Source organism: Thioclava indica (assembly GCF_000714545.1).
GTDB lineage: Bacteria > Pseudomonadota > Alphaproteobacteria > Rhodobacterales > Rhodobacteraceae > Thioclava > Thioclava indica.
On the sequence record NZ_AUNB01000012.1, the window covers coordinates 1 to 20,873 of the forward strand.

General features: G+C 62.0%; 22 protein-coding genes and 1 pseudogene. 10 read left to right on the top strand and 13 right to left on the bottom strand.

Features of this window, described 5'->3' with window-relative positions; all coding sequences use genetic code 11:
* Positions 1-774, top strand: a pseudogene (locus tag DT23_RS19685) (hypothetical protein); the annotation flags it as partial.
* Between the two features lie 22 nt (positions 775-796).
* Here the strand turns inward: DT23_RS19685 and DT23_RS04090 are convergent.
* Positions 797-1,927 carry an S-(hydroxymethyl)glutathione dehydrogenase/class III alcohol dehydrogenase gene (locus tag DT23_RS04090; RefSeq protein ID WP_038128530.1) on the bottom strand — a complete coding sequence of 377 codons (1,131 nt, stop codon included), beginning with the start codon at positions 1,925-1,927 and terminating at the stop codon, positions 797-799.
* A gap of 73 nt (positions 1,928-2,000) precedes the next feature.
* On the opposite strand from DT23_RS04090, the gene DT23_RS04095 reads away from it, so the two are divergent.
* Positions 2,001-2,363 (top strand): I78 family peptidase inhibitor, encoded by a 363-nt coding sequence (locus DT23_RS04095; protein ID WP_038128692.1) that lies wholly within the window; start codon positions 2,001-2,003, stop codon positions 2,361-2,363.
* Positions 2,364-2,399: 36 nt separating this feature from the next.
* Here DT23_RS04095 and DT23_RS04100 read toward each other — a convergent pair whose 3' ends face one another.
* A complete protein-coding gene (locus DT23_RS04100) occupies positions 2,400-2,849 on the bottom strand; it encodes a c-type cytochrome (protein WP_038128532.1) in 450 nt (149 codons plus the stop codon).
* Between the two features lie 339 nt (positions 2,850-3,188).
* Here DT23_RS04100 and DT23_RS04105 point away from each other — a divergent pair, with 339 nt between their 5' ends.
* A complete protein-coding gene (locus DT23_RS04105) occupies positions 3,189-3,533 on the top strand; it encodes a DUF2794 domain-containing protein (RefSeq protein ID WP_038128535.1) in 345 nt (114 codons plus the stop codon).
* Between the two features lie 47 nt (positions 3,534-3,580).
* On the opposite strand, the gene DT23_RS04110 is transcribed toward DT23_RS04105, so the two are convergent.
* The 3 genes from DT23_RS04110 to DT23_RS04120 all read right to left on the bottom strand — a co-directional run bounded on the left by DT23_RS04110 (position 3,581) and on the right by DT23_RS04120 (position 6,275).
* Positions 3,581-4,423 carry a C40 family peptidase gene (locus tag DT23_RS04110; protein ID WP_038128539.1) on the bottom strand — a complete coding sequence of 281 codons (843 nt, stop codon included), beginning with the start codon at positions 4,421-4,423 and terminating at the stop codon, positions 3,581-3,583.
* Positions 4,420-5,832, bottom strand: a complete 1,413-nt coding sequence (locus DT23_RS04115) for a leucyl aminopeptidase family protein (RefSeq protein ID WP_081846908.1) — start codon at positions 5,830-5,832, stop codon at positions 4,420-4,422. Before DT23_RS04115 ends, DT23_RS04110 begins: the two co-directional genes overlap by 4 nt.
* A gap of 62 nt (positions 5,833-5,894) precedes the next feature.
* On the bottom strand, positions 5,895-6,275 hold the full coding sequence (locus DT23_RS04120; RefSeq protein ID WP_038128541.1) for a hypothetical protein: 381 nt from the start codon (positions 6,273-6,275) through the stop codon (positions 5,895-5,897).
* 163 nt (positions 6,276-6,438) lie between these two features.
* On the opposite strand from DT23_RS04120, the gene DT23_RS04125 reads away from it, so the two are divergent.
* Positions 6,439-7,089 (top strand): carbonic anhydrase, encoded by a 651-nt coding sequence (locus DT23_RS04125; RefSeq protein WP_038128543.1) that lies wholly within the window; start codon positions 6,439-6,441, stop codon positions 7,087-7,089.
* 61 nt (positions 7,090-7,150) lie between these two features.
* A complete protein-coding gene (locus DT23_RS18405) occupies positions 7,151-7,648 on the top strand; it encodes a hypothetical protein (RefSeq protein WP_156023850.1) in 498 nt (165 codons plus the stop codon).
* Positions 7,649-7,654: 6 nt separating this feature from the next.
* Here the strand turns inward: DT23_RS18405 and DT23_RS04135 are convergent, their stop codons facing one another.
* A complete protein-coding gene (locus DT23_RS04135) occupies positions 7,655-9,256 on the bottom strand; it encodes a DUF4139 domain-containing protein (RefSeq protein ID WP_038128546.1) in 1,602 nt (533 codons plus the stop codon).
* A gap of 103 nt (positions 9,257-9,359) precedes the next feature.
* Positions 9,360-9,710 carry a winged helix-turn-helix domain-containing protein gene (locus tag DT23_RS04140; protein WP_038128547.1) on the bottom strand — a complete coding sequence of 117 codons (351 nt, stop codon included), beginning with the start codon at positions 9,708-9,710 and terminating at the stop codon, positions 9,360-9,362.
* A 125-nt stretch (positions 9,711-9,835) separates the two neighbouring features.
* Here DT23_RS04140 and DT23_RS04145 point away from each other — a divergent pair, with 125 nt between their 5' ends.
* The 4 genes from DT23_RS04145 (at position 9,836) to DT23_RS04160 (ending at position 13,775) form a co-directional block, all read left to right on the top strand.
* Positions 9,836-11,029 (top strand): MFS transporter, encoded by a 1,194-nt coding sequence (locus DT23_RS04145; protein ID WP_038128699.1) that lies wholly within the window; start codon positions 9,836-9,838, stop codon positions 11,027-11,029.
* 10 nt (positions 11,030-11,039) lie between these two features.
* Entirely contained in the window at positions 11,040-12,065 is a 1,026-nt protein-coding gene (locus DT23_RS04150) for a glycosyltransferase family 4 protein (protein ID WP_038128550.1), read from the top strand.
* On the top strand, positions 12,062-12,676 hold the full coding sequence (locus tag DT23_RS04155) for a glycosyltransferase family 29 protein (RefSeq protein WP_038128553.1): 615 nt from the start codon (positions 12,062-12,064) through the stop codon (positions 12,674-12,676). Before DT23_RS04150 ends, DT23_RS04155 begins: the two co-directional genes overlap by 4 nt.
* 76 nt (positions 12,677-12,752) lie before the next feature.
* Entirely contained in the window at positions 12,753-13,775 is a 1,023-nt protein-coding gene (locus tag DT23_RS04160) for an aspartate-semialdehyde dehydrogenase (protein WP_038128701.1), read from the top strand.
* A 133-nt stretch (positions 13,776-13,908) separates the two neighbouring features.
* On the opposite strand, the gene DT23_RS04165 is transcribed toward DT23_RS04160, so the two are convergent.
* The 6 genes from DT23_RS04165 to DT23_RS04190 form a co-directional block, all read right to left on the bottom strand.
* A complete protein-coding gene (locus DT23_RS04165; RefSeq protein ID WP_038128556.1) occupies positions 13,909-14,370 on the bottom strand; it encodes an Hsp20 family protein in 462 nt (153 codons plus the stop codon).
* Positions 14,371-14,507: 137 nt separating this feature from the next.
* On the bottom strand, positions 14,508-15,395 hold the full coding sequence (locus DT23_RS04170; protein WP_081846909.1) for a trypsin-like serine peptidase: 888 nt from the start codon (positions 15,393-15,395) through the stop codon (positions 14,508-14,510).
* 12 nt (positions 15,396-15,407) lie between these two features.
* Positions 15,408-16,184, bottom strand: a complete 777-nt coding sequence (locus DT23_RS04175) for a trypsin-like serine peptidase (RefSeq protein ID WP_038128558.1) — start codon at positions 16,182-16,184, stop codon at positions 15,408-15,410.
* A gap of 75 nt (positions 16,185-16,259) precedes the next feature.
* A complete protein-coding gene (glcF, locus tag DT23_RS04180) occupies positions 16,260-17,534 on the bottom strand; it encodes a glycolate oxidase subunit GlcF (protein ID WP_038128560.1) in 1,275 nt (424 codons plus the stop codon).
* Complete coding sequence (locus tag DT23_RS04185) at positions 17,534-18,613, bottom strand: FAD-binding protein (RefSeq protein ID WP_038128562.1); 1,080 nt, start codon at positions 18,611-18,613, stop codon at positions 17,534-17,536. The genes glcF and DT23_RS04185 overlap by 1 nt, the downstream gene beginning before the upstream one ends.
* 44 nt (positions 18,614-18,657) lie before the next feature.
* Complete coding sequence (locus tag DT23_RS04190; protein ID WP_038128564.1) at positions 18,658-20,091, bottom strand: FAD-linked oxidase C-terminal domain-containing protein; 1,434 nt, start codon at positions 20,089-20,091, stop codon at positions 18,658-18,660.
* A gap of 80 nt (positions 20,092-20,171) precedes the next feature.
* On the opposite strand from DT23_RS04190, the gene DT23_RS04195 reads away from it, so the two are divergent.
* The gene (locus DT23_RS04195) at positions 20,172-20,873 is read left to right on the top strand and encodes a DUF599 domain-containing protein (protein WP_038128568.1); all 702 of its coding nucleotides are present in this window, start codon (positions 20,172-20,174) and stop codon (positions 20,871-20,873) included.

Genomic DNA, 20,873 nt, shown 5'->3' on the forward strand with positions numbered 1-20,873 from the left:
AAAGCCCCCCATTGGGGCCATTGGCTGCGCCAGATCGAGTTGAGCGATCCCAAGGGCGAAGTCGTGATGTCGGGCGCGGAGGGCAAGCCGCTGCTGGTTCTCTCGCGTGAGGGCAAGGGGCGCGTGGCGCTGCTCGCGTCCGATCAGGCGTGGCTGTGGGATCGCGGCTATGATGGTGGCGGGCCACAGCTCGAATTGCTGCGCCGGATCGCCCATTGGGAGATGAAGGAACCCGAGCTGGAGGAAGAGGCGCTTTACGCCGAGATCGACCCCGGCGCGCTGTCGATGACGATCGTTCGCCGCTCGATGAAAGATGATGTGCCTCCTGCGAGCGTAACGCTGCCCGATGGCACGACCCAAGACGTACCGCTGAGCCAAACCGCGCCGGGGCGGTTCACTGCGCGTTGGACCGCGCCGGGGCCGGGGCTTTATACGCTCAAGGATGGCGATCTGGAGCGCGTCGTTGCGATGGGACCCGCTAGCCCGCGCGAGTTCGAACAGACCATCGCGAGCGGTGAGCCGATGGCCAAGGCGATTGCGGCCTCGGGTGGGGCTGTGACGCGTCTGGAAGAGGGCATCCCGCGCATCCACAAAATGGCGGCGGGACGTGCGACTTCGGGGCGGGGCTGGATCGGTATTACCCCGCGCGGCGCGCGCACCACGACCGATATTCGCGTGCAGCCTGTTCTGCCCGCTTGGGCATGGCTGCTACTGGCGGCGCTGCTGACGCTTGGGGCTTGGATGATCGAAGGGCGGGGGCGGCGCGCGGCTTAGCGCCACGCCGCCCGACCCGTTTTTAATAGATCACGACCGAGCGGATTGATTCGCCCGCATGCATCAGATCGAACGCCTCGTTGATCTTTTCGAGCGGCATGGTGTGGGTGATCATCGGGTCGATCTCGATCTTGCCATCCATATACCAGTCAACGAATTTCGGCACATCGGTGCGCCCTTTCGCGCCGCCAAAGGCCGTGCCTTTCCAGACGCGTCCTGTCACAAGCTGGAACGGTCGCGTCGAAATTTCCGCGCCCGCCGGAGCCACGCCAATAATCACCGAAACGCCCCAGCCGCGATGGCTACATTCCAGCGCATCGCGCATCACCTTGGTGTTGCCCGTCGCGTCAAAGCTGTAATCCACGCCACCGATCTGATCGGCGCCCTTCTTGGTCAGGTTGACGATTTCCTCGACAACGGTGCCCTTGATCTTTGACGGGTTCACGAAATGGGTCAGGCCGAACTTGCGCGCCATTTCCTCTTTGTCGTCGTTCAGATCGACGCCGATGATCATGTCGGCCCCGGCCATGCGCAGCCCCTGGATCACGTTCAAGCCGATCCCGCCTAGGCCGAACACTGCCGCCGTGGACCCGATCTCGACGCCTGCGGTGTTGATCACCGCGCCGATGCCGGTGGTGACGCCGCAGCCGATGTAACAAATCTTGTCGAAGGGCGCATCCTCACGCACTTTAGCCAGCGCGATTTCGGGCATGACCGTGTGATTGGCGAAGGTCGAGCAGCCCATGTAGTGAAACAGCGGCGTGCCATCGAGCATATGAAAGCGCGTCGTGCCATCGGGCATCAGGCCTTGGCCCTGCGTGCCCCGGATCGCGGTGCAGAGGTTGGTTTTGCCCGACAGGCAGGACGGGCATTCGCGACATTCCGGCGTGTAAAGCGGAATGACATGATCGCCGGGTTTGAGCGTGGTCACGCCCTCGCCCACTTCCAGCACCACGCCCGCGCCTTCATGGCCGAGGATGCAGGGAAACAGTCCCTCGGGGTCGTCGCCCGAGCGGGTGAATTCGTCAGTGTGGCAAATGCCAGTGGCCTTGATTTCGATCAGAACTTCGCCTGCTTTCGGCGGGTCGAGTTCCACCTCCATGATTTCAAGCGGCTTTCCGGCTTCCAATGCGACTGCGGCACGGGTTCTCATGGGCGTCTCCTCAAGGTATAAACAGGTCAAGAACCTGCGCGAATGCGTGGGTGAATGCAATAAAGGGTGTGATATGTTGACCAGATTTTCCGCTTTGCCTGTTGTGTTGTTGTCGGTGCTGGCGCTTGCGGCGTGTGACCCCGCAGGCCCGGTTGAGCAAACCCCAGACCAAGCTGCGGCTGTGCCCACGCCCTATTTGACCCCACAGACCACCGTTACGGCAGGCGGCTTGCAAGAGCGCGAGCCTGACACTTGCGGCGCGGTCAATTATGTTTCGGTGCTTGGCCAGCCAGCGGCGCAGATCCAGACGCTGGGCATCACCAAGCCGATGCGAATCGTGGAATGGCGCGGCGTGGAAGATCAGGTCTACAACCCGCAGCGCGTGGTGTTCCGCCTTGATTCGCGTGGAAATGTCTACAATATCGACTGCGGCTAAGGCGCTGCGACCCCCCGGCAGCTATGGCTGCGGGGGCTAGTCTGCCTTAAAGCGCCCGTGGCAATCCTTGCACGATGCGCCCAAAGCGTTCAGCCCATCGGCCAGCCCACCCGCGCTGGACGGGTCCATCCCATCGGCGGCCTTTTGCAAGCGGCGCGTCTTTTGCCAGAACTCGCCCTCATAATCCCAAAGGCGGGGCAGGGCCTTGGAAGCGGGGTCCGTAGCGGGCTCTGCGAAGGCGTCGGTGACCTTCGCGGCATCTTCGCGTAACGCACTGGTCGCGGCCGCCGCTGCGGTTGCGTCAAACGGCGCTTTCTTGGTCGCCATATCGCCTACGATTTTAAGATTCTGGCCGAGGCGGTCCATCAACTCCATGCGCGCGCGCACGGTTGGGTCTTTCGCCACATCCTTGGCAGGCGCCATCGAGGCCGTCAGGATGAGGGCCAGCGACAGGCAAAATGAGGCAGTCAGGACAGATCGGGTCATTTCGGTGCTCCGGTGATTTGGCGCAACCTGCCGTTTATGGGCCAAAAGCGCAATCACGGAACGATCATGAAAACGAAAGCCCCGACCATTTTAGTCGGGGCTTTGGTTGCGGAGTAAAGCGTTTCGACGGTGCGAACTGAGTGGGGGCTGTTAACCGCACCGCCGAAACTGTCAGCGTTTTCCGCTATGCCCTTTATTGCGCGCAAAAGGGGCGGGAACGGGTGCGATTTTGGGCAAATCCAAGGCCTTTTCGCGGCGCGTCTCGGGCGTCGTGCCGTTAAACGCTGCGACAGTTTGCAGCGGTCTTGATTTGTGCGCGCGCCGCGATACCATCGGGATATGACGGTGCAACCGCCCACCCCTTTTCCGCCACGCCCTGCCGAGCCGCAGGTTGCCTTTGATCGTGGCGAGCTGAATGTGATCCTGTCGCTTTACGGGCGTGCGGTCGCGGCGGGAGAATGGCGCGATTACGCGATGAGTTTTCTGCGCGAAGTGGCGGTGTTTTCGATTTTTCGGCGCGCTGCCGAGACGCCGCTTTACCGCATCGAAAAACGTCCTGCCTTGCGCAACCGTCAGGGGATGTATGCGGTGATCGGGCCGCAGGGGCAGGTGTTGAAACGTGGCGGAGATCTGCGCGTGGTGCTACGCGAGTTGGACCGCAAGCTGATCCGTTCGGTCGACTAACCGATGATCGTGGGTGTGTCTGCTGCCGGAGCCTCCGGCGGGAGTATTTATTGGCTAGATGAAAGGGCGGGGCGTTTGCAGCCCAGATAGGGACTGTCGCCGCTTGCGGCTATTCGTGCGAGGCAGGCTTTGATCGGCTCATAGGCGACGCTCATGGTGTGACCGTTGGCGTGGATCAGGGTCTCGGGGTCCGTGACCATCGCGACATGGCCTTTCCAAAAGATCAGATCGCCGCGTTGTAGGAGCGCGTCTTCGGGCAGCGGCTCGCCCAGTTCGTGCCATTGCATATCGCTGTCGCCGGGCACCGATTGGCCGCAAAGCGCGTAGCCAATTTGCACCAGCCCCGAGCAGTCGATCCCGTTGCGCGAATTGCCGCCCCAGAGGTAGGGCGTGCCTAGCAGCGCCTCGGCCACGGTGACGGGGTCGGTGAGCGGGGCGTCCAGTGGTGTCGCGTGTTGGCGCGGCACAAAGCCCTGCGCGGTGATCAAGAACTCGGGGGGGTCACCCGTCACGGTCAGCCGTGCGCCCAGTGAAAGTGCCATCACCTCGCCCCGCTTGATCGAGGCTTCGCGGTAGAGATGCGTGGCGGGCGCGGTCACGATATGGGTGGGCGTTGTTTTGGGGCCAAGAGCGGCGTTTGTGATCCAGCCGCAATAGTCGTCCCACTCGGCTTGCACAAAGCTATGCGTTTCGTTCGCCTCAATGACGGTGACTGCCGCGCCAAACAGCACTTGTCTGTCGCGTTGGGCGCCGGGGTTTGGGCAAAGATCTGCGGTCGGGGTGCAGATGCTGGCGGGTGTGCCTTGGGTGTAGTGTTTGGCTTTGACGCGGTCGCGCAGGGTGTCCAAGGCGATGGTTCCCGAGAAGGGCAGGCGGCGGCGATCGCTCATAGCAAGACCTCGGGCAGGGCGGTGAGGATTGCGCGAGCGCCTTGGCCAACACCACCCTTCGGGCGCGCGGGCGCGGGGGCTGGTTGCCAGCCATAGATGTCGAAATGCGCGAACCGCGGGGTTCGGGTGACAAAGCGGCGCAGGAATAAGGCTGCCGTGATCGAGCCCGCCATGCCGCCCGAGGGTGCATTGTCGAGATCGGCGATGCCGGGTTCGATTTTGGGCTCATAAGGCGCCCAGAATGGCATGCGCCACAGAGGATCGCCAGCAGCTTGTGCGGCGTTGGAGAGGGCCGTCGCGAGCGCGTCGTCATCCGTGTAAAAGGGCGGCAAATCGGGGCCAAGGGCGACCCGCGCCGCGCCCGTCAAGGTTGCCATGCAGATGAGCAGGTCGGGGCTTTCTTCATCCGCCAAGGCGAGGGCATCGGCCAGCACCAAGCGCCCTTCGGCATCGGTATTATTGACCTCAACGCTAAGACCTTTGCGCGATGTCAGGATATCGCCGGGGCGGAAACTGTCACCGGATACCGAATTTTCCACCGCCGGTATCAGCACGCGCAGGCGCAGCTTTGCCCCGGTTTGCATGATCATATGGGCCAGTCCCAGCACCGTGGCCGCGCCGCCCATGTCCTTTTTCATCAATCCCATCGACGCACCCGGTTTCAGGTTCAGCCCGCCGGTGTCAAAACACACGCCCTTGCCAACCAGCGTCAGTGTCGGCCCACTCTCGCCCCAGCGCAGATCAATCAGGCGCGGAGTGCGCGGTGAGGCGCGCCCCACGGCGTGGATCATCGGGAAGTTTTGCGCCAGCAGGTCATCGCCTGATATCGTCGAGACCTGCGCGTTATGGCGTTTTGCAAGCAGGCGTGTCGCGGCCTCTAGCTCATCGGGACCCATGTCAGATGCGGGGGTGTTGATCAGATCGCGGGAGAAAGCCTCGCCCGCAGCCATTGCCTCTAGACGCGCGCGATCCAGCCCGTCGGGGCAGACCAGCCGGGCCTTGGGCGCGGCATCGGGGGCGTAGCGGGCAAAGCGGTAACCCGCGAGGAGCCAGCCCAAAGCGGCATCGTGCAAGGCGTCCGGTGTGAGGTCACCCTGCAATTGCCACGCGCCCTCGGGCAATGCCGTGGCCGCAAGCGAAAGGGTAAAGCGCGTCCTCTCGCGGGCCTGAGCATCGCCCAAACCCAGCAACGCGCCTTCAACGCCGGATGCGCCGGGCAACAGCGCCACGCTGCCCGCGGCCGCGCCAAATCCTTGCGCGCGCACGAATTCGGCCTGCGCTTGAGGCAGTGATGCCAGTTTCGATTCCAGCGCGTCGGGCGCGACCAGTATCAACGGGCGCGCGTCTTTGGCGCTATCGGCAAAACACATTGCAGAACGTTCGGCGAGAAAGGAAAAATCGGCGGGCATTGCGGCTCCTTGGGGCTGGCTGGCTTGCGCAGATTAGCGCCCCCAGCCGCACCCGCAAGGGATCAAAGTCGCAGATCGCCCAAATCCCACACCTCGGTGAGCGAACGATCTGCAAGCCGCATCAGCCGCGCCAGAACCGCCGCTTGCGCAATATGATCGCGCGCCTCAATGCAGGCTTGCAGATCCCGCGCGACCTGCACCAACGAGCTAAGCCCGATCTGTTCCGCCAGCGTAACCATCGCATCCAGTTCTGCGACCATCTTGGCGTATTGATGCGCTTTCGCGGCCTTCTCGACGGCGACAATATGCTGGGCAATGTCCTCCATCGCTGCTGAAATAACGTGCTCTGCCGCCACCTCGCCAAGCTGCGCATAAATCACGACAATGCGTGCGGGATCGAGTGCGCTTGCCTCGTTACATGTGAACCGCGATACCTGTGCCACCCCAAAACCCCTTTGAGCCAATTGATCTGCTGGTCCCCACCAGTGCGGGCAGTTTGGCAAGAAGGTCTCAAGAAAGGGTTATGCGATATTGAAAATTGCTCGAATTCCATCGCTGGGCGGGCTATCTGCACCAAAGTGACATGGCAAACGATGCGAGGATTCAATGAGAGAGCACGCCAAACCGCTGCCAAGCTATCTGGTGGGACGCTATCGGGGCTGGCACGCCACGTCCTATACCGAAAACCGCGCGTGGTATCGCCGCTTGGCCGAAGAGGGGCAGCGCCCGCGCTCGATGATCATCGCATGCTGTGACTCGCGGGTGCATGTGACGTCGATGTTTGGCGCGGATCAGGGCGAGTTTTTCATCCATCGCAACATCGCCAATCTGGTGCCGCAGTTCACCCCCGATGGCGATCACCACGGAACGTCGGCGGCGGTGGAATATGCCGTCAAAAACCTGCGTGTTGCACATATGATTGTGCTGGGACATTCCAGTTGCGGCGGCGTGGAGGGCTGTCATGCGATGTGTTCGGGTCAGGCGCCAGAGCTTGAGGAAAAAACCTCGTTTACCGGGGCGTGGCTGAACCTGTTGCGTCCCGGCTATGAGCGCGTAACGGAACGCAACCCCGCAGATCCGGTGACCGAGCTGGAGCGTGAAGCCGTCAAGGTCAGCCTTGAAAACCTGATGACGTTTCCCTTCGTACGCGAGGCGCTGGATGACGACCGCATGACGCTGCACGGGCTGCGCCATGACATCAGCGAAGGCTTGCTTGAGCAGTACGACTCGGCGACAGATCGGTTTGAAACGATCTGATTGTCACCAAATCTGGCGCGCGTTCACGCGGTGTTAAGTAAGCGTGGGCCAGACTGGGGACATGACACATACCCGACTCGTTTCCATGCGCCTCCCCCTTGATTTGATCGCTTTGATCGATCAGGAGGCGCATGCGTTTGACGCCTCTCCCGCCGAGGTGATCCGGCGCGCCTTGCGTATCGGTTTGGCCCCTGCGGCTGAGCCCGAGGATGATTTTCAAGCTGTTCCAATGCCCGAAATGGCGGGGCTGCAAGAGGCGCTTGATCTGGCCGAGGGATGGATTGATCTGCAAATGCGATTGCGCCGCACGGGTTTGGTGCTGCGTGCGGGCGGGTCGGATGGGCGTTTGGGCGTGCATGAATGGCCCTCAAACCGGTTCATGATCGCGTTGGATGAGATCGGACCAAGCCTTGGAGAGTTGGTGCTACGCTATCGCGCGCCGTTTCCGGGGCGGCCAGTGTTTGAGACGAAAGAAACGCGTGGCAATGCCACGGAAGCGGCGCAAGACCTTTCGATCTCGCGCCGGTTCGTGTTGCCGCAACTGCGACCCGCTGCCTAACTGCCGTTAGCGCAGGATTTGGTCTGTCGGCCAGCTCAACGTGGTCTCGGTGCGGATCTGTTTCTCTTGTCCGGCGGGCAAGTCAAACCTCCAGGCCAGCACGCCGCGTTTGTCGTCGTAATTGTTCGCGCTGGGCTGCTCGCTGAACTTGTATGAGATTTTCAGATCGTCCTGTTCGGAATAGGGCACGCGGTCAATCACGCGCATCGGCCAGTCGCGATTGGTCAGGTTCTTGACGTCGATTTGCACCACTTCGCGCCGCTCGTTCGACTTGGAAATGAGGCCGCGATCGCCCTCGGTGGTGTCGGGCATGGTGCGGCTCAGGCGAATCCCCTCGATCGCGCCAAAGCCAAGGCGCAGCTTGTCGCCCGCAGCCACCATCGGCAGTTGCGTTTGCCCCACCATCGCGCCATCGGCAAACAGATTGGCCGGGCCGGGCAGCAAAATTTCGCCCGTGTCATTTGTGCCTTCGGCGACGCGGTAGGCCTGCGGATCGCTGAGCGGCACAGCCTCGGCGAGAACATTAACGGGAATCTTTTTGGCATCCAGTTTCAGGCGCAAATCATCGACGCCATCGCGCAGATCAACGGCTGTCGGGTAATGATAGGTCACGGTCTCGCCCTGCATTTGCAGCGCGGCAGTGTCACTCAACGCGGCTTCGGCCATCATCGGAGCCGGCGCGGCCATCCCCGAATCTGCGCGCGCGAGATTTTTGCTAAGCGGCTTTGCGACCATCGGAGGTCCGATGCGCGCAAGGCGCGGATAAACCGGTGCGGGCGCAGATTGCCCGCCGGGGCGCGCCGTGGAGAGCGTCAGATCGACGTTGCTCCAATCCTCGCCCGTGGCTTGATGAACCGACACGAACCGCTCCATGTCCAGCGTGTTGTTGGCCCCATCAAGGCGCAGATCATAGCTCGGTTGCCAACCCGCATTGCCCGCATAAGAGGTGATCGTGAGGGTGCCAGATCCCTGAACCATCGCGCGCAGCACGTCATGATTTTGCGCCGGATTTTGCAAGGCATCCAACGCCGCCTGCGCCTGTTTCACCGCCTCTTGTAGCGGTTTTAACGCAGATTCGGCGCGGCGTGCATCGGCCTGCGCTGCAATCGCGCGCTCGGAGATGGCAAGGATCTGGTCGCCCACCATCTGCGCCATGGCTTGAAGTTGCGCGGGATCACTGACTTGCGTGCCAGCGCCTTTGAGGAAGTCGATTTGATCTTGCGCCGCCTGCGCCTTGGCGCGGATCGTGGCGACCTGATCTTGGCCATTGGCAAGCGCCTCAGTTGCTTGATCCAGACGCGCCCGCGCGTCCTTGATTTGCGCGCTGTCGGTGTTGGTCAGCGCCGGGGTGCGCCCGTCAATCAGGCTGACTGCGCCGATCTGCACGCCCTCGCCCATGACCCGCAGGGTCGAGATATCCGTGCCCTCGGGCAACCCGGGCACCAGCACTTCGTGCTGTCCCTCGGGCAGTTTCAGCGTGACATCGCGCACCACTTGGGCCCCGCGTGGAAACAGCGTTACGGCGCGGATCGTGGCGGGGGCCTCAATCGTGTCGGCAAGGGCGGGTGTCGCGCCCAAAAGCAATGCGGCGACGAGTGTGATACGCATGGGATTCCTCCGGTTTAAGCGGGTTCAGGGTGGGACGGTGCGCGCGCGATGGCAATGGGAAGAATGGCGCTGTTTTCCCGAAATCGGCGCAGATCTGCCCGGATCATGCCTTTGGCGGGGCGACAAGCGCCCCAAGCGCCGCGATCTCGGCCGCACCGGTTTGCGCGACTTTGGCTTCTAGTGCGCGATAGGTCGACAGCACGGTCTCGCCCGTTTCGGTCAGCGCCGCGCCACCGCCTTGTGGGCCGCCGCGCACACTGTCGACCAAGGGCGCGCGAAAGGCGCTGTTCATCTCATCGACCAAAGACCAGGCGCGTTTATAGCTCATGCCCATCGCGCGCCCCGCGGCCGAGATCGAGCCCTCAGAGGCGATCGCCTCAAGCAGGCGCGCCTTGCCTGGCCCCAGCATCGCATCGCCGAAATAGAGGCGCAGCATCAGTCGGGTCAACTCCATCGCGCGAGGCTCCTGTCAGGTGGTTTGCCCTATCCTGTAAGCCCGCGCGCGCCTTGGCAAGGCCGCCCCTTGTGCTTATCCGCACCATCTTGCAGCTTGGCGCGAGTTTTCGCCCCGGAGCCAGCATGCGCCTGTCTATCGCCTCTCTGGTCGCAGCCTATCTGCTGAGCCAGTTTTACCGGACCTGTCTGGCCGTGTTGACCCCGGTTCTGCACGATCAGATTGGTGTGACGGCGGGGGATTTGGCGGTGTCGTTGGGGCTTTGGTATGGCGCGTTTGCGCTGGTGCAGATCCCGGTGGGCGAGGCGCTGGACCGGATCGGGCCGCGTCGCACGGTGGGCTGGACGTTGGCGCTGGGCGGCGGTGGCGGAGCCATGGCCTTTGCAATGGCGCAGGGGCCGATGGGCATTCATGTGGCGATGGTGTTGATCGGAATGGGCTGCGGACCGATCCTTGTGGGCAGCTATTTCATCTTTGCGCGCGTTTTCAATCCCGCGTTGTTTGGCACGCTGGCCGCCTCGATGATGGGGGTGGGGAGCTTGGGCAATCTGGCCGGGGCCGCGCCTTTGGCCTCGGCGGTGGCGACCTTTGGCTGGCGGCCCACGCTGTGGGTGCTTGCAGGGGTGACGCTGCTGGTTGCGATCCTGATCTTGGTTTTTGCCCGCGATCCCGAGCGTATTGTGCAGCCCGTTGGCACCAAGCGCGGCTCGGCGCTCGATGTCTTGAAACTGCCGGGGTTCTGGATGTTGCTTCCGCTCACGATGGCGAATTACGCAGCGGCGGCAGGTATTCGCGGGGTCTGGGCGGGGCCGTATCTGGCGGATGTGTTTGGCGCGGATGCGCATGTGATTGGCCGGGTGACGCTGGTGATGGGGTTTGCGATGATCGCGGGCAATTTCGCCTATGGCCCGGCGGATCGCATTTTCGGCAGCCATAAGCGGGTGATCTTGCTGGGCAATACGGTGTTGGCCGTAGCGCTTGCGGCGCTGGTTTTATGGAGCGCGCAATCGCTGTGGCTTGCGACCATGATGCTGGCGCTGGTCGGGTTTTTCGGCGCGTCTTTCCCGGTGATCATGGCGCATGGGCGCACGTTTTATCCGCCCCATCTGACGGGGCGCGGCGTGACGCTGCACAATATGTTCTCGATCATGGGGGTGGCGGCGATGCAGTTTGCCTCGCGTCCGGTGTTTGATGTCGCATCGGCGCATTTCGCGCCCGCGACCGCCTATGGTCTGCTGTTTACGTTTTTCTTAGCGCCGCTGGTTGTCGGTCTGGGCTTTTACGTTTTCACCCGCGACACGGGCGACGGTCTGAATTAGAAGCAAGCACATGACCCAGATTGATGTGATCGCCCCCAACCTCAAACGCCGCCTGTCGGGCGTCACCGCCACCGTGGTGCGGCTGGTGCCCATTCAGTCGCGCGAGATCGGGATTGTGGCGACCGGGCCAGGCCTGCCTGCGCATCTGCCGCATGTAGCACTGTGGCGTCTGCCGTTTCTGCCGCGCCGCCAACGGGTTTGGCATGCGCGGCGCAATACCGAGATGTTGCTGGGGCTGTTTTTGCGTGATGTCTTGCGGATGCGGCTGAAGCTGTTGTTCACCTCGGCCAGCCAGCGGCAGCATAGCGGCTACACGAAATGGCTGATTGGCAAGATGGATCGGGTGGTGGCAACGTCGCAGCGCACGGCGTCTTATCTAAAGCGAGATTGTGACGTCATTCTGCACGGCATCGACACTGACAGCTTCACGCCCGCGCCGGATCGCGCGGCGTTGCGCGCTAAGTTGGGCTTGCCGGTCGAGGGGCTGCTGGTGGGCTGTTACGGGCGTATTCGCGCACAAAAGGGCACGGATGCTTTCGTCGATGCGATGATTGAGGCGCTGTCGTCGCGCCCCGGTGTCACCGGGTTGGTGATGGGGCGTGCGGTGGGCGAACATGGCACGTTTCTTGAAGAGTTAAAGGCGCGCGTCGCCAAGGCGGGGCTGGCGGATCGCATTCTGTTTCTGCCCGAAGTGAGCGTCGACAAAATGGCCGACTGGTATCGCGTGCTGGACCTTTATATTGCGCCGCAGCGCTGGGAAGGCTTTGGTCTGACGCCGATTGAGGCGATGGCGTGTGGCGTGCCGGTGGTGGCGACCCGCGTGGGGGCGTTCGAGGAAATCGTGACGGATGAAACTGGCGCGCTGGTGGATGCGGATGATCCCGCAGCGCTGGCACAGGCTGCCGCGCCGTTTCTAGATAATCCCACGCGTCTGGCTGCGGCCAAACAGGCCGCCCGTGCGCGCGCCGAGACGGATTTCCGCATTGAAGGCGAGGCTGCCGCATTGGTTGCGATCTATCGCGAGATGTTGGCGTGACGCGGTTTGGCTTTTTGATCGCGCGCAGCTTGCGGCGTGAAGCTCCGCTAGCCGCACTTTCGGTGTCGCCAGCGGAGTTTCTGGGCGATCTGGCGGGAAAGTCGGTGGCACTGGTGGGCAATGCGCGCGCGCTGGCTGCGGGCGATGCGGGGGCAGAGATCGACGCCCATGACGTGGTGATCCGCATTAACCGCGCCCCGATGCCAAGTGCGCAAAGCCACGGCACGCGCACGGACTGGCTGGCGCTGGCGACCTCGCTGCCGGCTGTGGATCGTGCGCGCATCAAGCCGGGTCGCATCCTGTGGATGAGCCATAAACGCAAGCGTCTGGACTGGCAAAGCGCGCAAAGCGACGGGTTTTATATGCATCCGCTCGCCGATTACGAAGACCTCAAGTCCCGCCTTGGCGCGCAGCCCACAACGGGCGTGATGTTGATCGATATGCTGGCGCGATCAGATCTGGCGCGGCTTGATCTATACGGGTTTGATTTCTTCGCCTCGCTGTCGCTGTCGGGATCTCGTAGCGCCGACAAGGTGCCCCATGATTTCGCCGCCGAGGCCGCGCTGGTGGGCGATCTGATCGCGCAGGATTCACGCATCATTCGCAACTGATCTGCGCCATAACCCTTTTATTTTCCGGTCGAAGGCGCTATGTGCGCCCTTGTTCTTTTTGGGCAAGGAGGTCCTGATGGGCTATAGAGTCGTCGTCGCCGGTGCCACGGGTAATGTGGGCCGCGAAATGCTGAACATTCTGGCTGAGCGCCAGTTCCCGGTTGATGAGATCGTCGCGCTTGCGTCGCGTCGCTCGCTGGGCACTGAGGTCAGCTTTGGCGACAAGACACTCAAGACCAAGGACCTTGACGGGTTTGATTTCACCGGCTGGGATATCGCGCTGTTCGCAATCGGTTCGGATGCGACCAAGAAATATGCGCCGATCGCAGCAAAATCGGGCTGTGTGGTGATCGATAACAGCTCGCTTTATCGCTATGACGCGGACGTGCCGTTGGTTGTGCCAGAGGTGAACCCCGAGGCGGTGGATGGTTACAACAAGAAAAACATCATCGCCAACCCGAACTGCTCGACCGCGCAGATGGTTGTCGCGCTGAAACCGCTGCATGATCGTGCGCGTATCAAGCGCGTTGTGGTGTCGACCTATCAGTCGGTTTCCGGCTCTGGCAAAGAAGCGATTGACGAACTGTGGAACCAGACCAAGGGCATGTATGTGCCCGGCCAAGAGGTCGAACCCAAAGTTTATCCCAAGCAGATCGCCTTCAACGTGATCCCGCATATCGATGTTTTCCTTGATGATGGCTCCACCAAAGAAGAGTGGAAAATGGTCGCCGAGACCAAAAAGATCATCGACAAGTCGATCAAGCTGACCGCGACCTGCGTGCGCGTGCCAGTGTTTGTCGGTCACTCCGAGGCCATCAACATCGAGTTCGAAGAGTTTCTGGACGAAGACGAAGCGCGCGACATCCTGCGTGAAGCGCCCGGCATCATGGTGGTCGATAAGCGCGAGGACGGTGGCTATATCACCCCGATCGAATGTGTCGGCGATTTTGCGACCTTCATTTCGCGCATCCGTCAGGATTCCACGATTGAGAACGGCCTCAACATCTGGTGCGTGTCTGACAACCTGCGCAAGGGAGCGGCGTTGAACGCGGTGCAGATTGCGGAAACGCTGGGCAATCGCTGCTTGAAAAAGGGCTGATCGCCCTTCGTCGAGACTTTGGAAAACGCCCGGGGGAAACTTCGGGCGTTTTGCTTTGCGCAGGGCTGGGCTAAGCGCAGCAAAAAGGCGCGGGAGGGTGCCCCCGCGCCTGCGTTCTGATCAACAGTCGGGCTTATGCCTCGACGGTTTCGACCTGTTCGGCACCGGTCTTTTTCGGTCCTGCAATCTCGATCCGGCGGGGTTTCAGTGCCTCGGGCACTTCGCGCACCAGATCAATATGCAGCATGCCGTTTTCATGGCTCGCGCCGGTGACTTTCACATGGTCGGCCAGCGCAAAGCGACGTTCAAACGCGCGGGTTGCGATGCCGCGATGCAGGTAGCTGCGGGTGTCATCCTCGGATTTGCGGCCCGTTACGACCAAGCCGCCTTCCTTCATCTCGACGCCCAGCTCGTCGCTGCCAAACCCGGCAACAGCCACGGAAATCCGATAGGAGTTTTCGTCGATCTTCTCGATATTATAGGGCGGGTAAGTCGGCTGCGCGACATCACTGGTCAGCGCACGATCCATCAGATCCGCCACACGGTCAAAGCCGACAGTGGCACGATACAGCGGAGATAGGTCAAAGTTTCGCATATCATCATCCTCTCTTGAGCGATGTTAATCGCCCGCCCTTCCGGGCCGGGCAGTTTCCAACTCGAGACCCGTTATGGCATCTCGATAAAGCAGATTTGGGGATGGTGATTTGCCAATTCAAGAGGGGGACGCGCCCGTCAAGGACGCAGGAATTTCGCGCCCGAGCTACCGCCGTTCAAGATGCGCGGCTTGCCAGTTTCGGGTGCGCTGCGCTGATTTGGCTTGAGCATACGCGCGCTTTGCGTGGGGGCTGCTTTGCCCTCGATCACGCCGCGACCCGAGCGTAAATTGGCTTTGAGCTGCGCCACGATGCTTGGCAGTTCCATACCATAGGCCCGCACTTTCCCGTTCGAGCGTTCGCCAGATGATACAAGCGAAACGATCTGCGCGCGCTGCCCGGCCGAGACACCCGTGCGGTCAAAAACCGGCGCGCCAGAAGAGCCATGATCGACGTCGCAATCAAAGCCGATCAGTCCCTGCGCATGGCCGAATACCGTGCAATCGCGCTGCCAAGACAGCGTGTCCGCACGCCCGCGCGCATAGGACACCACGCTTACCTGCGCGCCCTTGCCCCCTGCCGTTCCGACCCGAAACCATGCGGCGATCGAACTGGGAATCGGCGTCGCAAGTTGCAGTAAGGCGACGTCGTGGCGGACTGTCTGCGGCGAAACTGGCGCGTAGGGCGCGTATTGCGGATCAGCGATCATGCGTGCGACCGGACGCGCGGCGATATTATGGTCGCCTGTTTGCCCCGCCAAAAAGGTCAGCTCGGACGGATCATGCGGCTTTTTCGCGCCGCGATCAAAGATGCAGTGCCCGGCTGTCAGCACCAGATCGGGCGTAATTAACACGCCCGTGCAATAGCCGGTTTTCCCGATGTGGACCTTGCCCACAGCCTCCCAGCCAAACAGGTCAGAGCGCCGCGACAGCGAATCCAGCCCGCTTTGCGCGGATGCGAGCGGGGCGAGCAGCGTCATGCCAAGCACCAAGGGCAAAATCATGCGGAGTAAGTTTCGGGGATGCATCGGGGTCTCCTATCAGGGGCGCAGGAATTTTGCGCCTTTGACGCGGATTTCATTCGTGCCGTCAGGGGTTTCGCGTGACGAGAGATCTGCGCGCAGATCCGCGACACCACGCACCAAAGCCCCAACCGAGACCTTTTCGCGCCCGATCTCGGCCTTAGCGGAGATGACGGAAACGATGCGCGGCACGCCGTTATCCAACGTGAAAACCGGCGCGCCTGACGACCCGAAATCGACCGAGCAGCTTAGCACGAGGGTGTTATTCTCGCGCTCAATGACGCGACAGGCGCGTTGCAGCGATGGTGCTTCGGAGCGGCCTTTGGCGTAGGAAAGAACGCCGACATTTTCGTTGCGGGTTGGCGGTGATTGATCGAGTTCAAATAGGCGCAGTTGCGGCAGGCGCACGGGTTGCGTCAGTTCCACCAGCGCAAGATCAAACGAAGATCGCGATAAACGATGCGGCCCGTCATAGCGATAGGACGGGTGCGCGATTGCGCGTTTCACCTTGCGATAGGCCAGCGCGCGCCCGCTGCGCCAGCCCGCCAGAAACTCCATGCTGTCGGCGTCGATCATCGCGCCGGTGCGTTTGTCAAACAGGCAATGCGCCGCCGTCAGCACCAGATCAGGCGCAATCAACGTGCCGGTGCAAAAACCGCCATGACCCAGATCCAGCTTGCCCACAGCCTCCCAGCCGCGCGACGCATCCCCCGTCTCAAGTGCCTGCAAGGGCTGATCGGCCAGCGCGGGCAGCGCCAACCCGATCAGGGCAATGAGAAAGGCGATCAGCCGCATTCGAGGACTCCGCTAGTGTGTTGGCCAATGGATATCGCGCGAATGGGGCTGAACTGTGGCACGGTTCGCGCGAAGTTACCCGATCAGAGCGGGTGGTTTCGGCCCGCCTAGCGCCCAATCAAGCAACTCGACCGTATGCACCACAGGCACATCCGTGCCGCCGCCGATCTGCACCATGCAGCCGATATTGCCCGCAGCGATCACCTGCGGAGATTTCGCCTCAAGGGTCGCAACTTTGCGCCGCTTCAGCTCGTCCGAGATTTCGGGCTGCAATAGGTTATAGGTGCCCGCAGAGCCGCAGCACAGATGGCTGTCGGTAGGTTCGACCACCTCAAACCCGGCGCGTTTCAGCAAATCTTTAGGGGCAGATTTGATCTGCTGGCCGTGCTGTAGCGAGCAGGCCGCATGATAAGCGACACGCATATTTCCATTGGCTTCAGGAATTCCGATTTTTTCGAGAAATTCGGAAATGTCGAAAGCGAGCTTGGAAACCTGTGCAGCTTGTTCGGCCATCGGGGTATCGCGAAACATATGGCCGTAGTCTTTCACCGTCGTGCCGCAGCCCGAGGTGTTGATGATCACCGCGTCCAGATCACCCTCGCCCAGATAGGCGCGGATGTTGCGGGCGGCTTGGGCATGGGCCTCGGTTTCGCGGCCCATGTGATGGCTGAGCGCGCCGCAACACCCCAGATCCTTGGGCACCACCACCTCGCAACCAAGTCGGCGCAACAGCCGGATCGTGGCATCGTTGATATCGGTATTCAGAGCACGCTGCGCACAGCCGATTTGCAGTGCCACGCGGTATTTCTTAGCGCCGATCGGGGCAAACACCTGCGGATCGTCATTTCGCGACACGGGCGGGATCGACTTCGGCGCCATCGCGATCATTGCGCGCAGGCGTTTGTCGGGCAAAAACCGCGCAAAAGGGCGCGCCAGCTTTGCCCCGCCCATCGCCAACCGGAAGCGCCCCGGATAGGGCACGATCTTGGCCAGCGTCCAGCGCAGCATTCGATCCATCAGCGGGCGCTTGTAGGTTTTCTCGACATGAACGCGGGCGTGATCAATGAGATGCATGTAATTCACGCCCGACGGGCAGGTGGTCATGCAGGCAAGACAGCTTAGGCAGCGATCCAGATGTTTGACGGTCTTTTCATCGGCCGCACGCCCGCTTTCGAGCATATCCTTAATCAGATAAATCCGCCCGCGCGGGCTGTCCAACTCGTCGCCAAGCACCTGATAAGACGGACAAGTCGCGGTGCAAAAGCCGCAATGCACACAGGCGCGCAGAATATCATTGGCATGCGCAATGCCCGGATCTTTCAGCTGTGCCTCGGTGAAATTCGTCTGCATCAGAGCATCCTTCCGGGGTTCAAAATGCCGCGCGGGTCGAACTGTGCGCGCAACCCAGCTGAGAGGGCGGCAACGGGTGCTGGCTCGGGTTCAAACACCGCTGCAGTTACACCGCGCATCAAGGTGGCGTGGCCGCTATAGGGGGCTGCCAGCGCGCGGGCATCGCTGCCCTCGGGCAATAGAACCCAGATCAACCCGCCGCCCCAATCGAGCATCACCTCGCCGCCCAAACGCGCGATGATATCTGCAGCTTCTGATGGCTTGACCGACAGCCGCCAAAGATCGCCCGTTTTGCCCACAAACGGAGTCAAATCGCGCAGATTCGCCCAGATCGCACCCGAGCCGTCCTGCTCAATCCGCGTTTCACCGAAGGGCGCAAGTAGGGAGGCCAGCTTCTCGGCGCGATACTGCACCGATTGCGCCAAGCCTTCGACACGCACCACCGCGCCGACGCCCGGAACCCAGCCCGCGCCAGACACATCAAAGGGCGAGCCAAGCGCCGCCGCCAGAGCCACCTGCGCCGCCCCGGCGGGCAGATCGACAACCACTGTGGCTTGCGTTGGTGCGGCGGGCAGCAGCTTGAATGCGACCTCGCTCAGAACGCCCAAAGTGCCCCAGCTTCCAGCCATCAGTTTCGCCAGATCGTAGCCGGTAACATTCTTCATCACGCGCCCGCCATTCTTGATGACATCGCCGCGCCCATCGACAAACCGCACCCCGATCAGCGAGTCGCGACACGCGCCCGCCTGCACGCGGCGCGGGCCTGACACGTTGGCCGCTACCACGCCGCCGATTGTGCTTTGCCCCGGCGCACCTAGAACCGCGCCCCATTGGCCGGGCTCGAACGGCAGACGCTGCCCCTCGGCGGCCAAAGCGGCCTCGACCTCGGCCAGGGGCGTGCCTGCGCCGACCACCATCGTCAAAGCGCCCGGTTCGTAAAGCGAAATCCCCGAGATCGCGACTTCAAGCGCCTCGCCAACACACCGCCCTACGGGCCGCGTGCCCCCTCCGCGCACCATGAGGGGCCCGGTCGCTTCGCGTACCGCCTCGGCCAGTTGTGCCTCGCTTTCAACTTTCATGAAGCCTGCCTTCCAAATTCTCGAAATATTCCTGGGCAGCGCCCCTAGCTGACGCGCCGGCTTTCGGTCATGCCAAGCGGAAACACCTTGGCCGGGTTCAGCAGCCATTTCGGGTCGAACACATCCTTGACGCGCAGCTGCGCCTCAAGATCGGCAGGGGCGAATTGCACGCTCATCAGGTCGCGCTTTTCGATGCCCACGCCATGCTCGCCGGTCAAACAGCCGCCGACTTCGACACAGAGCTTGAGGATCTCGGCCCCTAACTGCTCGCACAGTTCCTGCTGGCCCGCCTCGTTGGCGTTATACAGGATCAGCGGGTGCATATTGCCATCGCCCGCGTGAAACACATTGGCGACATCAAGGCCGTAGTCCTGCGATAGCTCCTCGATCCGGCGCAGCACGAAGGGCAGTTCGTTGACCGGGATTGTGCCATCGAGACACATGTAATCGTTGATCTGGCCCATCGCGCCAAAGGCCGATTTGCGCCCCAGCCAGATCCGCGCGGCCTCATCCGCCGAGGCAGCCTCGCGGAATTCTACCGGATCGTGGCGCATGGCGATCTGGCGGATCATGCCGATCTGTTCGTCGATTTCGGCTTTCGAGCCTTCGCATTCTACGATCAGCAACGCCTCGCAATCTGGGTAGCCTGCATGACAGAACGCCTCGGTTGCGCGGATGCAGGGGCGGTCCATGAACTCGATCGCGACCGGCAAGATCCCGGCGCGAATGATGTCGGCGACACAAGCGCCCGCGATTTCGTTGGAGGAATAGCCGATCAACACCGGGCGCGCGCCTTCGGGCTTGGGCAGGATTTTCAGCGTCGCTTCGGTGACGACACCCAACTGCCCCTCCGAACCGCAGATCAGCCCCAGCAGGTCAAGACCGGCGGAATCGAGGTATGCGCCGCCGATCTCAAGCACCTCGCCTTGCATCGTGACCATCGTCGCGCCCAGCAGATTATTCGTCGTCACGCCGTATTTCAGACAATGCGCGCCGCCGGAATTCATCGCGATATTGCCCGAGATCGCGCAGGCCAACTGGCTGGACGGGTCGGGGGCGTAGAACCAGCCATCGCTTTCCACGGCACCGGTGACCGACAGATTGGTGCGCCCGGCTTGCACGCGGATAAAGCGGTTGTCGTAATCGGTTTCCAGCACGCCATTCATGCGCGCCAGCCCTAGCACCACCGAATCGGCTTGCGGCATCGAGCCCCCCGCCAGCGACGTGCCCGCCCCGCGCGGCACGACCGGCACGCCAAGTTCATGCAATAGCTTCAGCGAGGCGGAGACCTCGGCGGTGGTGCGCGGCAAGATCACGGCCAGCGGCTGACAGCGATAGGCCGAAAGCGCATCGCATTCATAGGCGCGCGTCTCGGCGGGATCGTCGATCACAGCATCGCGCGGCAAAACCTCGCGCAGGCGCGCCACGATCTGCGCCTTATTGGCAAGCAAACCGGCATCGGGTCTCGGCATTTGCATGGCGTCTCCTCCCCTTTGGTCAGAAATTATAACCAATTCTGGCGCGTGACAAGTCAACTCCTCTCACGCTAACAGAGAGCATGACAGAAAACAGTCTCTTTGGCCCGTTTGCCCCGCTCGATTTGATCGCGCTTGTCGTGCTGGTTATCTGCTGGCTGGCGATTGGCTGGCTGACCGAGCACTCGCCCGCCCACCGCCCCTCAATGGGGAAGTTGATGGAAAGCTATCGCCGCGAATGGATGCGCCAGTTGGTGACGCGCCAACCGCGCATTTTTGACAGCGCGATGGTGGATGGGCTGCGCCAGTCGACGACATTTTTCGCCTCGACTGCTTTGATCGCGATTGGCGGCGGGCTGGCCCTGCTGGCCAACCCCAAGCCATTGACCGATATCGCAAGCGACTTTGCTTTTGCGCAGGGGCCGGCGCTGTTGTGGGAGGCGCGGATTCTGACCGCCGTGTTATTTGGCGCCAATGCGTTTTTGAAATTCGTCTGGTCGCATCGGCTGTTTTCTTACGCCGCGATTGCGATGGCGGCGGTGCCCAATGATCCCGACGATCCGCTGGCCTATCCACGCGCGGATCAGGCCGCGCAGATCAATATCAATGCCGCCAAAAGCTTCAATCGCGGGCTGCGCTCGGTTTATTTCGCGCTGGCGACGCTGGCGTGGTTGCTGGGGCCGCTGGCGCTGATCGCCACGACGGTGTTTACCACTGCGATGCTGTGGCGGCGCGAGTTTGCCTCGGAATCGCGCCGCGCTTTGCTGGATAACCAGCCTGAATAA

Excerpts from the sequence above, each read along its gene's own strand:
- DT23_RS04090 (WP_038128530.1), bottom strand. The coding sequence starts at position 1,927 with ATGAGAACCCGTGCCGCAGTCGCATTGGAAGCCGGAAAGCCGCTTGAA.
- DT23_RS04095 (WP_038128692.1), top strand. The coding sequence starts at position 2,001 with ATGTTGACCAGATTTTCCGCTTTGCCTGTTGTGTTGTTGTCGGTGCTG.
- DT23_RS04100 (WP_038128532.1), bottom strand. The coding sequence starts at position 2,849 with ATGACCCGATCTGTCCTGACTGCCTCATTTTGCCTGTCGCTGGCCCTC.
- DT23_RS04105 (WP_038128535.1), top strand. The coding sequence starts at position 3,189 with ATGACGGTGCAACCGCCCACCCCTTTTCCGCCACGCCCTGCCGAGCCG.
- DT23_RS04110 (WP_038128539.1), bottom strand. The coding sequence starts at position 4,423 with ATGAGCGATCGCCGCCGCCTGCCCTTCTCGGGAACCATCGCCTTGGAC.
- DT23_RS04115 (WP_081846908.1), bottom strand. The coding sequence starts at position 5,832 with ATGCCCGCCGATTTTTCCTTTCTCGCCGAACGTTCTGCAATGTGTTTT.
- DT23_RS04125 (WP_038128543.1), top strand. The coding sequence starts at position 6,439 with ATGAGAGAGCACGCCAAACCGCTGCCAAGCTATCTGGTGGGACGCTAT.
- DT23_RS18405 (WP_156023850.1), top strand. The coding sequence starts at position 7,151 with ATGACACATACCCGACTCGTTTCCATGCGCCTCCCCCTTGATTTGATC.
- DT23_RS04135 (WP_038128546.1), bottom strand. The coding sequence starts at position 9,256 with ATGCGTATCACACTCGTCGCCGCATTGCTTTTGGGCGCGACACCCGCC.
- DT23_RS04140 (WP_038128547.1), bottom strand. The coding sequence starts at position 9,710 with ATGGAGTTGACCCGACTGATGCTGCGCCTCTATTTCGGCGATGCGATG.
- DT23_RS04145 (WP_038128699.1), top strand. The coding sequence starts at position 9,836 with ATGCGCCTGTCTATCGCCTCTCTGGTCGCAGCCTATCTGCTGAGCCAG.
- DT23_RS04150 (WP_038128550.1), top strand. The coding sequence starts at position 11,040 with ATGACCCAGATTGATGTGATCGCCCCCAACCTCAAACGCCGCCTGTCG.
- DT23_RS04160 (WP_038128701.1), top strand. The coding sequence starts at position 12,753 with ATGGGCTATAGAGTCGTCGTCGCCGGTGCCACGGGTAATGTGGGCCGC.
- DT23_RS04165 (WP_038128556.1), bottom strand. The coding sequence starts at position 14,370 with ATGCGAAACTTTGACCTATCTCCGCTGTATCGTGCCACTGTCGGCTTT.
- DT23_RS04170 (WP_081846909.1), bottom strand. The coding sequence starts at position 15,395 with ATGCATCCCCGAAACTTACTCCGCATGATTTTGCCCTTGGTGCTTGGC.
- DT23_RS04175 (WP_038128558.1), bottom strand. The coding sequence starts at position 16,184 with ATGCGGCTGATCGCCTTTCTCATTGCCCTGATCGGGTTGGCGCTGCCC.
- glcF (WP_038128560.1), bottom strand. The coding sequence starts at position 17,534 with ATGCAGACGAATTTCACCGAGGCACAGCTGAAAGATCCGGGCATTGCG.
- DT23_RS04185 (WP_038128562.1), bottom strand. The coding sequence starts at position 18,613 with ATGAAAGTTGAAAGCGAGGCACAACTGGCCGAGGCGGTACGCGAAGCG.
- DT23_RS04190 (WP_038128564.1), bottom strand. The coding sequence starts at position 20,091 with ATGCAAATGCCGAGACCCGATGCCGGTTTGCTTGCCAATAAGGCGCAG.
- DT23_RS04195 (WP_038128568.1), top strand. The coding sequence starts at position 20,172 with ATGACAGAAAACAGTCTCTTTGGCCCGTTTGCCCCGCTCGATTTGATC.